Annotated in this window: 13 protein-coding genes, 1 tRNA gene and 1 pseudogene; 5 read left to right on the top strand and 10 right to left on the bottom strand. The window is 66.3% G+C overall.

Annotated elements, in window-relative coordinates; translation table 11 throughout:
• Positions 1–78: 78 nt before the first annotated feature.
• Positions 79–597, top strand: a complete 519-nt coding sequence (locus tag ACWDSI_RS17460) for a DUF3145 domain-containing protein (RefSeq protein WP_449747226.1) — start codon at positions 79–81, stop codon at positions 595–597.
• Positions 598–713: 116 nt separating this feature from the next.
• Here the strand turns inward: ACWDSI_RS17460 and ACWDSI_RS17465 are convergent, their stop codons facing one another.
• The 6 genes from ACWDSI_RS17465 to aceE form a co-directional block, all read right to left on the bottom strand.
• Entirely contained in the window at positions 714–2,165 is a 1,452-nt protein-coding gene (locus tag ACWDSI_RS17465) for an acyl-CoA carboxylase subunit beta (RefSeq protein ID WP_449747225.1), read from the bottom strand.
• A 34-nt stretch (positions 2,166–2,199) separates the two neighbouring features.
• On the bottom strand, positions 2,200–3,468 hold the full coding sequence (locus tag ACWDSI_RS17470; RefSeq protein ID WP_449747224.1) for a KasA/KasB family beta-ketoacyl-ACP synthase: 1,269 nt from the start codon (positions 3,466–3,468) through the stop codon (positions 2,200–2,202).
• On the bottom strand, positions 3,465–3,776 hold the full coding sequence (gene acpM / locus ACWDSI_RS17475) for a meromycolate extension acyl carrier protein AcpM (RefSeq protein ID WP_449747223.1): 312 nt from the start codon (positions 3,774–3,776) through the stop codon (positions 3,465–3,467). The genes ACWDSI_RS17470 and acpM overlap by 4 nt, the downstream gene beginning before the upstream one ends.
• Positions 3,777–3,901: 125 nt before the next feature.
• The gene (locus ACWDSI_RS17480; RefSeq protein ID WP_449747222.1) at positions 3,902–4,798 is read right to left on the bottom strand and encodes an ACP S-malonyltransferase; all 897 of its coding nucleotides are present in this window, start codon (positions 4,796–4,798) and stop codon (positions 3,902–3,904) included.
• A gap of 211 nt (positions 4,799–5,009) precedes the next feature.
• Positions 5,010–6,266 (bottom strand): PucR family transcriptional regulator, encoded by a 1,257-nt coding sequence (locus ACWDSI_RS17485; RefSeq protein ID WP_449747221.1) that lies wholly within the window; start codon positions 6,264–6,266, stop codon positions 5,010–5,012.
• Positions 6,267–6,306: 40 nt separating this feature from the next.
• Positions 6,307–9,189 carry a pyruvate dehydrogenase (acetyl-transferring), homodimeric type gene (gene aceE, locus ACWDSI_RS17490; RefSeq protein WP_449757287.1) on the bottom strand — a complete coding sequence of 961 codons (2,883 nt, stop codon included), beginning with the start codon at positions 9,187–9,189 and terminating at the stop codon, positions 6,307–6,309.
• Between the two features lie 147 nt (positions 9,190–9,336).
• On the opposite strand from aceE, the gene ACWDSI_RS17495 reads away from it, so the two are divergent.
• The 3 genes from ACWDSI_RS17495 (at position 9,337) to ACWDSI_RS17505 (ending at position 11,128) form a co-directional block, all read left to right on the top strand.
• On the top strand, positions 9,337–10,050 hold the full coding sequence (locus ACWDSI_RS17495) for a hypothetical protein (RefSeq protein ID WP_449747219.1): 714 nt from the start codon (positions 9,337–9,339) through the stop codon (positions 10,048–10,050).
• Between the two features lie 119 nt (positions 10,051–10,169).
• Complete coding sequence (locus ACWDSI_RS17500; protein WP_449747218.1) at positions 10,170–10,607, top strand: DUF3052 domain-containing protein; 438 nt, start codon at positions 10,170–10,172, stop codon at positions 10,605–10,607.
• Positions 10,608–10,618: 11 nt separating this feature from the next.
• A complete protein-coding gene (locus ACWDSI_RS17505) occupies positions 10,619–11,128 on the top strand; it encodes a peroxiredoxin (protein WP_449747250.1) in 510 nt (169 codons plus the stop codon).
• 27 nt (positions 11,129–11,155) lie between these two features.
• Here the strand turns inward: ACWDSI_RS17505 and glgX are convergent, their stop codons facing one another.
• Positions 11,156–13,270 (bottom strand): glycogen debranching protein GlgX, encoded by a 2,115-nt coding sequence (glgX, locus tag ACWDSI_RS17510; protein ID WP_449747217.1) that lies wholly within the window; start codon positions 13,268–13,270, stop codon positions 11,156–11,158.
• 77 nt (positions 13,271–13,347) lie between these two features.
• On the opposite strand from glgX, the gene ACWDSI_RS17515 reads away from it, so the two are divergent.
• Positions 13,348–13,578: a hypothetical protein gene (locus ACWDSI_RS17515; RefSeq protein WP_449757288.1), complete on the top strand. Its 231-nt coding sequence runs from the start codon at positions 13,348–13,350 to the stop codon at positions 13,576–13,578.
• Here ACWDSI_RS17515 and ACWDSI_RS17520 read toward each other — a convergent pair.
• From ACWDSI_RS17520 to ACWDSI_RS17530, 3 genes and pseudogenes are all read right to left on the bottom strand, one after another.
• Positions 13,552–13,623, bottom strand: a tRNA-Val gene (locus ACWDSI_RS17520). The two genes, ACWDSI_RS17515 and ACWDSI_RS17520, sit on opposite strands and share 27 nt — an antisense overlap.
• 100 nt (positions 13,624–13,723) lie before the next feature.
• Positions 13,724–14,422: a CPBP family intramembrane glutamic endopeptidase gene (locus ACWDSI_RS17525; protein WP_449757289.1), complete on the bottom strand. Its 699-nt coding sequence runs from the start codon at positions 14,420–14,422 to the stop codon at positions 13,724–13,726.
• 4 nt (positions 14,423–14,426) lie between these two features.
• Positions 14,427–15,440, bottom strand: a pseudogene (locus tag ACWDSI_RS17530) (NAD(P)H-binding protein); the annotation flags it as partial.
• Between the last annotated feature and the right edge of the window lie 95 nt (positions 15,441–15,535).

Raw genomic sequence — 15,535 nt, forward strand, 5'->3', positions numbered from 1 at the left:
AATCACACGAGTGTGATAATCCGCTGTCGCGAGGTGTGTTGGGGAAGACGTTCCTCGTCGACAACGGAGGTGAACAAGGTGCGCAACCTGAATCAGTTTGCGGACATGACAACCGGAGTGGTGTACATCCACTCCGCGCCGACGGCATTGTGCCCACATGTGGAGTGGGCGCTGTCGTCGACCCTGAATGCGCGGGCCAATTTGAAATGGTCGGCGCAAGAGGCCGAACGCGGCATGCAACGCACGACCGTCGACTGGGTGGGGCCCGTGGGCACCGCGGCACGGCTCGTCAACGCGCTGCGCGAATGGTCTGTGTTGCGATTCGAGGTGACGGAGAACGCCAGCGACGGGGTTGACGGTGAACGATTCAGCCACGTACCGGGTTTGGGACTGTGGCGCGGTTCGACGAGCGCCAACGGCGACGTGGTGATCGGGGAGATGCAGTTGCGCTCGATGATCGCCGCGCAACCCGACAGTGTGGGTTTGGCCGGCGAACTCGAGGCCGCACTCGGCACCGCGTGGGACACCGCGCTGGAGCGTTACCGCATGGGTGGCGCCGGGGCCGAGGTGACCTGGCTGGCGCAGCGCACCGGATAAACACCCCTGCGGCGGTTGCTGAGCCCCTCCGATCATCAACCACCGAAACGAGATTCGGCCCCGGCAGTCAACTGCCGGGGCCGAATCGCTGTGCGGTCAGCTATCGCATGAACCGGTCACAGCGGAATGTTCTTGTGCCGGCCACGTCGCGCCGGTGCCGCGGCGAGTGCCTCGGCGATGATGCTGCGCGTCTTCGCCGGATCGATCACCTCGTCGACCACGCCGATCGACTGCGCGCGCCCGAGGCCGCCCGCGATGGCCTCGTGCTCGACCGCGAGGCGGTCGTGCAGTGCCTCGCGTTCGTGGTCGGGTGCGGCGGCCAGAGCCTTCTTGTGCAAGATGCCCACGGCTGCCTTGGCGCCCATCACCGCAACCTCGGAACCGGGCCACGCGAACACCGCGGTGGCGCCCAGTGCCCGCGAGTTCATCGCGATGTAGGCGCCGCCGTAGATCTTGCGGGTGACCAGGGTGACGCGCGGGACGGTGCACTCGGCGAAGGCGTGTAGCAGTTTGGCGCCGCGTCGCACGACGCCGTTCCACTCCTGCCCGACTCCGGGGAGGTACCCGGGAACGTCGGTGAGGACCACCAGCGGAATCCCGAAGGCGTCGCACAGGCGAACGAACCGTGACGCCTTCTCGGCGCTCTCCGAATTCAGGCAGCCACCCATACGCAGCGGGTTGTTGGCGATGACGCCCACACTGCGGCCGGCCAACCGGCCGAAACCGACGACGATGTTCGGCGCCCACTTGGCCTGGAGTTCCTCGAATGTCGAGATCTCCGTCTCGCCGTCGGCGGCGAGTTGAGTGTCGAGCAGATTGTGTACCACCGGGTGCACGTCGTAGGCGCGGCGGGCCGATTCGGGCAACAGTGCCTGCAGGTCGGTGTCCCCGGCCCGCGCCTGCTCCAGATCCACGTGACCCTGTCGCCCGAACGTCGAGACGAGGCGTCGTGCGCGCCAATACGCATCCGGTTCGGAATCGGCGGTGATGTGGCTGACGCCCGACTTCTTGCCGTGGGTGTGCGGACCGCCCAGCGATTCCATGTCGACCGACTCGCCGGTGACACTCTTGACGACATCGGGACCGGTCACGAACACCCGTCCGGCAGGAGCCATGATGACGACGTCGGTGAGCGCCGGGCCGTAGGCGGCACCGCCCGCGGCGAATCCGACGACCACCGAGATCTGCGGGATGTACCCCGACGCCCGCACCATCGCCTCGAACACTCCGCCGACGGCGTGCAGGGCTTCGACACCCTCGGCCAGCCGGGCACCGCCCGAATGCCAGATGCCGACCACCGGTGCCTGCTCGGCGATGGCGGTGTCGATCGCGTTGACGATGTGGGCGCACCCGACCACACCCATGGCACCGCCCATCACGGTGCCATCGGTGCAGAAAGAGACGGTGCGGACCCCATTGACCAGCCCGATCGCGGCCTGCACGCCCGACTTGTCGCGGGGATGCAGCAGCGAGACCGTACCTTCGTCGAAAAAGTTGGTCAGCCGCAGCATCGGATCGCGCGGGTCGACAGAATCCTCATGACCGGTGATCGGTGCCAATGTGGTCATCGCGCCGTCTCTTCCTGAATGTCGGGATGGTGAATCAGTAGCGACCGAACGCGAGGGCCACGTTGTGGCCACCGAATCCGAACGAGTTGTTGAGGGCGTAGTCGATCTGCCCGTACCGCGCCTCCCCGTGCACGACATCGATATCGCACTCGGGGTCCTGGTTCTCCAGGTTCAGCGTGGGAGGGATGACACCTTCCTCGACACTCTTGATCGTGATCACCGACTCCAGCGCCCCGACCGCGCCGATCGAGTGACCGAGAGCGGACTTGGGCGCGTAGACGGCCGCATGCTGACCGATCGCCGCGTTGATGCCCGCAGCCTCGGCGGTGTCACCGATGGGCGTTGAGGTGGCGTGCGCATTGATGTGCTGGATGTCCGAGGGCTGCAGGCCCGCGGTCTGCACCGCCCGCTTCATCGCACGCGCATTGCCCTGACCGCTGGGGTCGGGGGCAACGAGGTGGAAGCCGTCCGAGGTGATTCCAGCACCCAGAATCCGGGCGTGGATGTGCGCCCCGCGTGCCTTGGCGTGCTCCTCACGTTCGATGATCAGCATGGCCGCTGCCTCGCCGAACACGAATCCGTCGCGATCCTTGTCGAACGGGCGTGAGGCGCCCGCGGGATCGTCGTTACGGGTGCTCATGGCACGCATCATGGAGAACGCCGCGATCGGGATCGCGTCGATGTGACCTTCCACGCCACCGCACACCACCATGTCGGCGTCGCCCATGACGATGTGGCGCCACGCGTGCGCGATCGCCTCGGCGCCCGACGAGCACGCCGAGACCGGGGTGATCACACCGGCCCGCGCGCCCACGTTCAGGCCGACGACGGCGGCGGGGCCGTTGGGCATGGCCATCGACACGGCCAGCGGAGACACCTTGCGGTAGTTCCCGGACTGCTCGATCGCCTTCACGTTGTCGACCATGGCGTCGCCGCCACCCTGACCGGTGCCGATGACGACGGCAAGACGGTCCTGGTCGACCTCCGGCTCGCCGGCCTGCGCCCAGAGACGTTTGCTCATCACGTGGGCGACCCGCTCGACGTAGGCCATGCGGCGCGCCTCGATGCGGGTGACCTCTTCGGCCGGATCCTTGAGCATCCGACCACCGATGCGGCAGGGGAGTTCGCCGTACTGGGTGACGAAATCGTCGGTCAGCAGCCGGATGCCGGACTCACCGGCGATCAGTCGCTTCCAGGTGGAGTCGAGATCCTCGCCGAGCGATGTGGTGGCCACCATCGACGTGACCACCACGCTGGGGAAGTTACCCCCCAGCGTGGAATAGTCGCGAAGCGATTCCGTCACGAGCCGGCTTTCTGGTCGGCCTCGACCTGGGCCTGGATGGCGGCCGCGGCTTCGGGGTTCTCGGCCTCGAGCTTCTGGATGTAGGACACCGCGTCACCGACGGTGCGCAGGCCGGCGAGGTCCTCGTCGGGGATCTTGACGCCGTACTTGTCCTCGGTCTGGACCGCGATCTCGACCATGGACAGCGAGTCGATGTCGAGGTCGTCGACGAACGACTTTTCCATGGTCACCTCGGACGGCTCGATGCCGGTGACCTCTTCGATGATCTCGGCGATGCCGGCGATGAGTTGTTCCTGGGTGGCAGCCACTGTGTGGTTCCCTTCTTCGAATTCGCTGTTGTTGACTTCCGGAGCATCCGTGGTGCGGATGGTTGGACAACCGGTGTTCCGGTCTTCCGGGGGTCGTCGGCGTGGCCGTGACCGCTGTCCAAGTTCTAGATCTTCGCGAGGTCTTCGGGTGTCTTGAGTGCGACGGTCGGCGTGCCCTTGAGTTCGCGTTTGGCGATGCCCACCAGCGTTCCGGCCGGCGGCAACTCGACGATCGAATCTGTGCCCGCATCACGCATGTACGCCGAGCAGAGGTCCCAGCGAACGGGTCGGGTGACCTGCGCGACCAGCTTGTCCAGTGCCTCGACGCCACTCCGGACGGGCTGACCGTCGGAGTTCGACAGCAGGATTCCGCTGGGGTCGGCGGGGGTGATCTTGGCTGCCGCGGCGGCGACGGCCTGCTGGGCCGGTGCCATGAAGTGCGTGTGGAACGCGCCTGCCACGGCCAGCTTGCGGGTCCGTGCCTTCTCCGGCGGGCTGGCGATGAGCTCGTCGATGGCCTCGACCGCACCCGCGGCGACAATCTGGCCCGCGGCGTTGCGGTTGGCGGGAACCAGCTCGAGTTCGTCGAGTCGCGCGAGGACGGCGGTCTCGTCGCCGCCGAGTACCGCAGCCATCGTGGTGGGGGCCAGCGCACACGCCTTGGCCATCTCCGCCCCGCGCACGGCGGCCAGCGTGACGGCTTCGTCGGCGCTGATGACGCCGGTCACCGCCGCAGCGGCCAGTTCTCCCACCGAGTGCCCGGCCACGATCACGTCGTCGGGCAACGTGGTGGTGTCGGCGTAAGCCTTGAACGCGAGGAGTGCGGCGGCCACCACGAGCGGCTGGGTCACCGCGGTGTCGGTGATCTCCTCGGCGGTGGCGGTGGTCCCGAGCCGTTCGAGGTCCAGGCGCGTCAGTTTCGACCACAGCGCGAGCTGATCGCGAGCGCCTGGATGATCCAGCCACGGCTCGAGCATTCCGGGTGTCTGTGAGCCCTGTCCGGGCGCAAGCAACGAAAGCACGTTGATTAGAGAACACTGTTTCGTCGCCGGATGTGGGTGTAGAGGTCCATGAACCTTGAGGACCACTTTTGTAGGTTTCCTACAAAGGTGATCGCGACCGCACCTGCATCGTCATCACTCCGAGATTCGTTACACAAAAGTGTCTAAATGCCGACTAGCAGGAACAACGCCAAAGTGAGGCTGAAACGGGTGTGATTGGTGTGGTTTCTGATCATGATTCGTTCCCAGAGTGTGTCAAACGTCCGACTGTGGAGGCGACACGCAAGATGTAGGCGTCGCGAGGGTTAGTTGGATCACGTCCGGTGATCTCCATGATTTTTTTTAGTCGATAACGAACAGTATTTGGATGTATGTACAGTTCCCGCGCGCATGCCTCGACGGAGCTACCGGAGTCCAGATAGGACTGCAGCGTCGCGTTGAGGGTGGCTCCTCCCTTGGCCAGCGGGCGCACGAGGGAGTCGATCAATGTCGCCGTCGCCGACGTGTCGCCGTTGAGCGCCCGCTCGGGGAGTAGTTCGAGGCTGTGCACCGGCCGGGGGGCGCCGGGCCAGCCGACAACCGCCGCCATGGCGGCCATGGCTTCTGTGGCGCTCGCGTGCGCTCCGCCGAGGTTGGGCACGGTCGGACCGATGACCACCGGCCCCGGCGCGAAATGTTCGAGCAGATCCGTGGTGAACCGCTCCTCGGCCCGGATGGGTCCGCTGACGATGGCGACCAGCATGGTTCCCTGCACGACCGACAACGCCGCACGGTCGTACTGTTTGGCAGTGTTGTGGATCGCAAGCGGCACCGACACGTTCTGCTCGGGCGGGGGCGCACCGATGATGACCGTTGCGGGCGCATCCGAATCCCAGTTGAGCGCTGCGGCGCGTGACATCAGCTGCGGACCGGTGTCGCCGCGCACCACCGCGTCGACCACCAGGGCCTCCAGCCGCGAATCCCATGCGCCGCGGGATTCGGCGGCCGATGCGTAGATCGACGCCGCGGCAAAACCGATCTCACGTCCGTAGCGGAGCACCGACTCGGTCAACGCTCGTAGCTGCGCGTCGTTGCGGGCGAGCAGCGGCAACCACTTCTCGAAGAACTCCATCGCGACGCGGACCATCTCGACGGTCTGCAGCAGCGTGATACGTCGTGCGAGATCCTGGGGGACCACCTGAAACGCCTGGACGGTGAACTTGACGTTGCCTTCGGGGTCCTGGATCCACTCGACGAAATTCACCACCGCGGTCTGGACCACCAGCTGCACGCTGGCGCGCTGGGCTGCGTCGAGATCGGAGAAGTAGGGCAGCTGGTCGGCCATCGAATGCACGGCCTCGGTCGCGAGGCGTCCGCTGTACTGCTTGACCCGCCGCAGCAGGGTGTCGGGCAACGCATCGTGCACCGTGGCCGGCGCCGGAACGTGGGCGCCCCGAGCGCCGAACACATCGGTGCTCGGGGGCGTCAGGTTCAGCCGGGCGTCGGACATCTCTTCAATGTAGAGCGTGCGACCTCACCCGTACGCCACCTCAGGCGACGCCGGGATCGCTGGTCTGTTTCGGGGCGGCGGTCACGTCGGTGATCTGGTACTTCTCGGCGGCCCGCTGCGCCACCTCGTGGCCGATGTGCCCGTCGCGGGCCAGGGCAACCAGCACCCCGACGACGATGGACTGCGCATCCACGTTGAAGAAGCGCCGCGCCGCAGGCCGTGTGTCGGAGAATCCGAACCCGTCGGTGCCCAACGTCAGGTAGGTGCCCGGTACGTAGGCGCGGATCTGCTCCTGCACCGCACGCATGTAGTCGCTGACCGCGACGAACGGCCCCGACGTCTGTTCGAGAACCTCGGTCACATACGGCTTCGGCCGTGTCCGGCCGGGTTCACGAACCTCCGCGCGATCGGCGGCGACACCGTCGCGCGCGAGCTCGCCCCACGAGGTCACCGAGTACACGCCGGCGCCCACATCCCACTCGTCGGCGAGCAACTCGGCCGCGCGCAACGCGTCGGGCATCGTCACTCCCGACACGAGGATGTTGGCCGGGAACTTCTTGCCCTCGGGCGCGGGCCGGAATCGGTGGATGCCCTTGAGGACGCCGGTCACGTCGAGATTGTCGGGGGCCGGAGGCTGATCGATCGGCTCGTTGTACACCGTGAGGTAGTAGTAGATGTTCTCCGGCTCGTCGCCGTACATCCGGGTGATGCCGTCGGCGATGATGTGGCCGAGTTCGAAGGCGAATGCCGGGTCGTAGGCCACCACACCGGGATTGGTGGCCGCCAGCAGCGGCGAGTGCCCGTCGGCATGTTGCAGGCCCTCGCCGGTGAGGGTGGTGCGGCCCGCAGTGGCACCCACGATGAATCCGCGTGCCATCTGGTCGGCGGCCGCCCAGAAACTGTCTCCGGTGCGCTGGAACCCGAACATCGAATAGAAGATGTAGAGCGGGATCATCGGTTCGTCGTGGGTCGAGTACGACGTACCCACCGCGGCGAACGAGCCGGCCGAGCCGGCCTCGTTGATGCCCTCGTGCAGGATCTGGCCCTCGTGGCTCTCTTTGTAGGCGAGCATCAGATCGGCGTCGACCGACGTGTAGAGCTGGCCGTTGTGGTTGTAGATCTTGAGTGTCGGAAACCACGAGTCCATGCCGAACGTGCGCGCCTCGTCCGGGATGATCGGCACGATGCGCTTGCCGATCTCCTTGTCGCGCAACAGATCTTTGAAGATGCGTACGAGCGCCATGGTGGTGGCCACCTGCTGTTTGCCCGAGCCCTTGCCCGAGGTCTTCAGCGCCTGGGTCATGTCCGGCTTCAGCACCTTGGACTTGGTGCGCCGGGCAGGCAACGAACCGCCCAGGTCGCGGCGACGGTCCATCATGTACTGGATGATGTCCGAGTCGGGTCCGGGGTGGTAATAGGGTGGCAGATAAGGGTTTTCGTCGAGCTGCTCGTCGGTGACCGGGATGCGGTTACTGTCGCGGAAGGCCTTGAGGTCGTCGAGGGTCAGCTTCTTCATCTGGTGGGTGGCGTTGCGTCCCTCGAAGTGGGTACCCAACATGTAGCCCTTGATGGTGTGGGCGAGGATCACCGTGGGTTGACCCTTGTGCGCCATGGCCGATGCGTAGGCCGCGTAGACCTTGCGGTAGTCGTGGCCGCCGCGCTTGAGTTCCCAGATCTGCGCGTCGGTCATGTCCTTGACGAGTTCCTTCGTCCGCGGATCGCGGTTGAAGAAGTGTTCGCGGATGAACGCGCCGTCGTTGGCGCGGTAGCCCTGGAAATCGCCGTCGGGGGTGATGTTCATCAGGTTGACCAGCGCGCCGTCGCGGTCGGCGGAGAGCAGCTTGTCCCACTCGCGGCCCCAGATCACCTTGATGACGTTCCAGCCGGCGCCGCGGAAGAACGACTCGAGTTCCTGGATGATCTTGCCGTTGCCGCGTACGGGGCCGTCGAGGCGCTGCAGGTTGCAGTTGATGACGACGGTGAGGTTGTCGAGGCCTTCGGTGGCCGCAAAGCTGGCGAAACCGCGTGACTCGGTCTCGTCCATTTCGCCGTCGCCCAGAAACGCCCACACATGCTGATCGGAGGTGTCCTTGATGCCGCGGTCGTGCAGGTAGTGGTTGAAGCGCGCCTGGTAGATGGCGTTCATCGGGCCCAGGCCCATGGACACGGTGGGGAACTGCCAGAAGTCGGGCATCAGGCGGGGGTGCGGGTAGGACGGAAGCCCCCCGCCCTCGCCGGCGTGACTGTGCTCCTGACGGAAGCCGTCCATCCGCTTCTCGTCGATGCGTCCCTCGAGGTAGGCGCGGGCGTAGATGCCGGGGGATGCGTGTCCCTGGAAGAAGATCTGGTCGCCGCCGCCGGGATGGTCGGGGCCGCGGAAGAAGTGGTTGAAGCCCACTTCATAGAGGGTTGCCGACGAGGCGTAGGTGGAGATGTGCCCGCCGACGCCGACGCCGGGACGCTGGGCGCGGTGCACCATGATGGCGGCGTTCCAGCGCAGGATGCGGCGGAACCGACGCTCCACGGTCTCGTCGCCCGGGAACCAGGGTTCGAGGTCGGTGGGGATGGTGTTGACGTAATCGGTGGAGGTCAGCGACGGCAGTGACACGTGTTGCTCGCTCGCGCGTTCCAGCATGCGCAGCATCAGGTAGCGGGCGCGAGCCGGGCCGGCCGATTCGACCAATCCGTCGAACGACGCGAGCCACTCGGCGGTTTCGTCGGGGTCGATGTCGGGAAGGTGGGACGCAACACCCTCGCGGATGACCCGCACCCTGGTTGTCGGGTGACCGTTGTTGCTCGCACGCGCCGCGCCGTTCGTGGATGCGCCGGTCGCAGTGGGTGCGGCCTCGGTACGTTGATCGGTCACGGTGTGTGTACTCCCTCGATAGGCCGCCCACGGTGGTGGCCGGCGTCCGACGAACATGTGACAGCGGTGTGGTGTGGACTGCGCCGTCACCTCACATCGTGCCCCATACGACCCCGCTTGGCACCGCCGAACACAAGGCTGATGACTGTGCTGGTCGGACTGGGGTAGCGTTTCGGTGTTTGTTACTGGTGCGTAGGGGGGCGAATGCCGAGCACGGGACAACAAGGTGGTCGCGGGCTGCCTCGCGGCCGCCCGTGGTCGACGACGATCGGCCGGGTGGTCGGTGCGGGTTGTGCGCTCGCGCTGTTGGGGGCGAGCGTCACCGCGTGTGCCGGAGTGACCGGACACGCGGTGGTCAAGCCTGGAGAAGTTGCCGCCTATCAGTCGGAACTCTCGGTGTCACGCGTGGCGCAAACCAACACCGCGGCCGCCGAGGTGTGCCGAGTTGCGACCACGTCGATGGTGTTGATGCTGCGCGGCTATAACGCATTCGTGCAGCGCCTCAACACCGTGCAGTCGTACGACAAACTCGGCGATCTCGACGACAAGGCGAGGGCGAGCCTGATCGCCGGGGGCGACATGGTGCGCGCCGAGCTCACCGCTGCCGTGCCGGCTGAGCTCGGTGCGACGACGCAGACGTTCCTGGATTCCACCGCGCGGCTCGGTGACGTCATCGCTCGCCGGGAGATGACGGGCCTCAACGGTGCCGCGGCAGCGTGGACGCGGGACCGGCGTGCCCTGCTCGACGCGTGTGCCACCTACCTGCCGGCCCCGCCGGCGACACCGGCCTCGCCCACCCCGTCGTCTCCGGGTACATCGACGGCGCCCGCGCCGGGCTCATCGACGGCGCCCGCGCCGGGTACATCGACGGCGGCGCCCACGCCGGGTACATCGACGGCGCCCACGCCGGGCGGATGAATCCTGCCGATGTTGTCGCGACGCGCTATCCGTGTTGCACTGTGAGTCTCTAGGCTGTTTCGTAAGCTGACAGTCGAACGGTCACAGAATTTCATGACACCAGCAGGAGGTCGTACGCGGTGGTAGCCGCCGAAGGGGGCCAGGGCCCCGAGGGCAGCAGTGCCCCGAAGCTCGGGATCTCGCCCGGGATGGTGGTGCAGGAACTCGGCTGGGACGAGGACACCGACGACGATCTGCGTGCCGACATCGAGGACGCAATCGACGCCGAGATGCTCGACGAGGACGCCGACGACGTCATCGACGTCGTGGTGTTGTGGTGGCGCGACGACGATGGTGACCTGGTGGACCGGCTGATGGACGCGATCACTCCGCTGGCCGACGACGGCTTCGTCTGGGTGATTTCGCCCAAGACCGGAAAACCCGGGCACGTGGACCCCAGTGAGATCGCGGAGGCCGCGCCGACGGCGGGCCTGACCCAGACGAACGTCGTGAGTCTGGGCGAATGGTCGGGTTCGCGTCTGGTGCAACCGAAGACACGTTCCGGCAAACGGGCATGAACGACGAGGTGATGTCGAGCGCCTCGGTCGATGCCGGAATCCGTAACGAGTGCCGGTCAATCGGTTCTGGTGACCTCGCCCCCGACTTCGAGTTGCGAGACCAGAACAACCAGCGCGTGTCCCTCGCCGCGTTGACGGCCGGTCGTGCGGTGATGATCGTGTTCTTCCCGCTCGCCTTCACCGGCACCTGCCAGGGCGAGTTGGGGTTCATCCGCGACCACTACCCTCAGTTCGTCAACGACAGCCTGGCCACGGTGGCGGTGTCGATCGGACCGCCACCCACGCACAAGGTGTGGTCGTCTGCGCAAGGCTTCTTGTTCCCGATACTCTCGGACTTCTGGCCGCATGGCGAGGTCGCGCGCCGCTACGGTGTCTTCGACGAAGAGCGCGGATTCGCCCGTCGCGGAACATTCGTGGTGGGCACCGACGGACGGATCATCTTCTCCGACATCATGGGCCCCGGCGAATCGCGTGAGCGGGAGCAGTGGGACGAAGCGCTGGCAGCGGTAGCTCCGGCCTGAGGTCGCAGACCGTTCACCGAGACGGTCTCACTGTGCCGGAGAGGTCAGAACCATCACCGACCGTGGCCCCACCAGGCACGTGTCCGTCCTGTCGCACCGGGGTGTGTCCTGACGGGTCTCGACCTCATACGAGTCGAGTGCCACCGTCCATGTGTGAGTGCGTAACTCGGTCGGAATGACGAAGTCCAACTGCTCCCACCACGCGTTGAACAACACGAGAATCCGGTGGGGGCCAGTGTCCGATGTCGGTGCGGGGTCGATGAGCCATGCGGCCGACCGCGCTGCGCGGTCGTGCCAGTCCGGAGCGGTCATCGGCTCTCCGGCAGGTGTGAACCACCGCGGTGCGGCATCTGACCGGGCGATGTCGAAGAGCCTGCGCAGGTGTGGATGTGCTGCTCGGAATGCGATCAGGTTCGCGGTGTACTCGACGAGTGCGTCGGTTTCTTCGTCCGCCGACCAGTCGAACCAGGTGGTCTCGTTGTCCTGGCAGTAGGCGTTGTTGTTTCCCCGCTGGGTCCGGCCTCGTTCGTCGCCACCGAGCAGCATCGGGATTCCCGCGGAGACGATGAGGGTGGTCAGGAACGCGCGCGTTTGTCGACGCCGCAATAGGTTGATCTGCGGATCGCTGGTGGACCCTTCGGTTCCGCAGTTCCACGAACGGTTGTGGTCGCTCCCGTCCGTGTTGTCAAAGCCGTTGGACTCGTTGTGTTTTCGGTTGTATGAGACAAGGTCGTGCAGGGTGAAGCCGTCGTGGGCGGTGACGAAGTTGACCGATCCGCCGCGGCGTCGTGCGGCAGCGTCACCGGTCGAGGTGGAAGCGAGAAAGATGTCTGTCGAGCCGCTCACCCTTGTCGCCAGGTCGGCGAGTCTGCCCTCGTGGCTGCGCCAGTAATCGCGCACCGTGTCGCGATAGCGGTCGTTCCACTCGCTCCAGCCGGGGCCGAAGGCGCCCACTTGGTAACTGTCCATCTGCCCGACATCCCATGACTCGGCGATGAGGCGCACCTGCGACAGGATCGGATCTTGCGAAAGCACCTGTAGAAATGCTGCCGAGCGATCGAATGCTCCACCGCCGTAAGGATTTCCGTGGCGTGCCAGGGTGGGTGCGAGGTCGAATCGGAAGCCGTCGACTCCCATGTCCCGCGCCCAGAACCTCAGCGAGTCGGCGACCAGGCGGAGCGTGGTGGGGTGGGTCATGTTGACCGAGTTCAGGCAGCCTGTGGTGTCCAGGTATCTGGCCGGGTCGTCCGGGTCGAGGACGTAGTAGCCACGGTTGTCGAGGCCGCGATGGCAGAGTGTGGGGCCGGTGTCGTCGCCTTCGGCGGTGTGGTTGTAGACCACGTCGAGGATCACTTCGATCCCTGCGGCGTGCAGACCGTCGACCATGCTGCGGAACTCGAGTAGCAGTTCGTCGTTGCGTCCGGCGCGGACCGCCGCGGAGTACGGGGCGTGCGGCGCAAGGAAACCGATGGTGTTGTAGCCCCAATAGTTGGTGAGCCCACGAGTCACCAGCGTCTGTTCGGGCACGTTGTGGTGGATCGGCAGGAGTTCCACCGCGGTGACGCCCAGACGGGTGAGATAGTCGATGGCTGCGGGATGAGCGAGCCCGGCATAGGTTCCGCGTAGCGGCGCCGGAATGTCGGGATGGGTTGCGGTGAAGCCGCGTACATGAACCTCGTAGATGATCAGGTCGGCCGCCGGCCGTCGGTGCACGCCGGCAGGGCGCCCGCCGGTGGGCGGCATGGGCATGACGACGCTCCGCGGCACGTGCCCGGCCGAGTCCAGCGCGCTGGGGCGGCGCGGGTTGTCGACGTCGTGTCCGAGTACTTCGGGCCCGTACCGCACGGCTCCGTCGATGAACCGGGCGTAGGGATCGAGCAAGAGTTTTGCCGGGTTGTATCGCAGACCGCGGGAAGGGTCGAAGGGTCCCTCCACACGGAATCCGTACCGCTGCCCCGCGCCGACTCCTGGGACGAATCCGTGCCACAGGTCACCGTCCCTGTCGGTGAGTGCGAGGCGGGTCTCGGTGTCGGTGTCGTCGAAAAGACACAGCCACACTGCATCTCCACCTGAGGCCACCGCGAAATGAGTGCCGCCCGAGACTGGTGTTGCGCCGAGTGCGGTGGTGCTTTCGGTGTTCATCTCGCTCCTTTGCCGCCGGTGCCGCTGACGAGCGGAGCACGTGTCCAGGCGCCCTTCACATCGCACACCAACCGGTGATGATGCACAACACGGGCAGGGGGCCATGCCTTGTGCTGCGCACCACGGCCGGTGGCATCGTCTGCGAGGGCACGCTCGACGGGATCTTGGGCACGCTCGACGGGTTTTTGGGCACGCTCGACGTGGAAGTGGACACGCTCGACGGGATTTTGGGCACGCTCGACGGGTTTTTGGGCACGCTCGAGTTGGGATACGTCAATGAGTGCGCGCAAAGGGATTCGAACCCCTGACCGCTGGTGTGTAAGACCAGAGCTCTACCGCTGAGCTATACGCGCCGGTGTGCCCCACTCTGAAGAGTGGGCGCACCAACACACGAATGTAGCGGGTGAGTGGGTGAACACTCAAAATGGCTTCGCCAGGGGAGTGGGGATCACCTCACCCGAAGAGCCTCGGCAGTGCTCCGAGGACGATCGCCGACCACACCACATGTGTGCAGACCGGCGCCAGCACCCCGCCCGTGCAGCGCCGTAGCAGCGCGCACAGGGCACCGAGAAGCACCGCGGCGAACCCGAGCATCACGTTCCCGCTCGCGAGTGTGGCGGCCACGTAGATCACCGTGGACACCACGACGGGGTGGTGGGGTCGGACGGCCGAGTACACCGAGCCGCGGAAGAACATCTCCTCGCCGACCGCGTTGATCAGCGTGATCGCGACCACCACGGGCAGGCTGCCGTAATCGGCGAATGCCAGGACCTGGTTCACCAGGTCGCTCAGCGCCGGGATCAGTCTGGTGAGCAGCGCGCCGATGACGAAGATCGCGCCCATCGCCACCCCCGCAGCAACTCCGAGTCCCGCGGCTCCGGCCACCGTGCCCCGCGCCGAACTCGACGGACTGAACGTTCCGGCTCTCAGCGGCCCGGTCATCAACGCGCCGACGATCCACACCGCGGCCAGGCCGAAGGTCAGCGGATAGAAGGCGGTATCACCGGGAGATACCGACAGCGACACTCCCAGGACCACCGCACCGGCAACGAGCACGACGCCCACCCCGACGCGGCGACGCGTCGAATAGACGGGTTGACCTGCGTTGCGGTCGGCCGACACCGCGGCGACCATGCCGTCTTGCACCGACATCGGGTCAGCCGAGACCCACCATGGCGCGCACCCGGGTGAGCGCACCCCCGAGTCCTGGCACCATCGAGACCGCGCTCGAGGCCGCGCCGCATGCGGCGCGCCGCGCGCGGAGCCAGTCCCCACCCGCCCAATCGGGGTCGGTGTCGGCCAGATGATGCAGATCGTCGAGTTCGCATACGCCACGTGGCGACGGTGAGGCCACCGACGCGGCCACAGCGTCGCGCATCCCGGTCAGCCCACCCGGCGGAGGCGGCACGAATTCACGGATGCGGTGTTCGGACGCACGCATCGGGTGGTCGAGTGACGTGACCAGTTCCTCGGTGAGGGCGGCGGGTGCTGGAGTGACGATGCCACCGACCCTACCCGCCAGACGGGTACTGATGCGCGGCATCGGTATCCGCACCCGCGGCATCCGCACCGCACGCAGATACTGGTCGAGTACGGTCTTGTACTCACCGGTGTCGGGTCCGGCGATGTCGTAGGCGCCGGGCGGCACCGCCGGATCGGCCACCGCAACGAGATAGTGCACCACGTCGCGGACGGAGATCGGGTCCATCGGGTTCCGTAGCCAGGAGGGTTCCGGAATCACCGGAAGGCGGTCGGCGATGTAGCGGATGATCTCGAACGACGTCGAGCCGGCACCGAGGATCACCGCCGCCCGCAACCACACCAGCTCGGGGCCGTTCTCGATCGAAAGTCCTTCTCCCACTTGCGCGCGACCCCGGAGGTGATCAGACAGTTCATCGTCGTCGGGAACGAAACCGCCGAGATAGATGATCCGCGGGATCGCCGCGTCCCGGGCGGCCTCGGCGACGTGCCGGGCGGCGTTGCTGTCGGCGTCGGCGAAATCGGCCTGACCGATTCCGTGCACCAGATAGTAGAGGGCATCGATCGTGCCGTCGGCGCTGCAGTCGCCGAGGGCGTGGCGCACCGAGTCGGCATCGTCCACATCCATCGCCACCGGAGTCACCTGCGCCGACCACCCATACTTCGACAGCCGATCGGGGTTGCGCGAACTTGGCGTGTCCCCCGTGAGCCGGTCCGGGTTGTTTTAGAGTCCTGATTGCCCTGATGAGGGCGGAGAAGGGACGATGAAGAACATGGCAGGACGGA

The sequence above is a fragment of the Gordonia sp. NPDC003429 genome, from assembly GCF_053588575.1.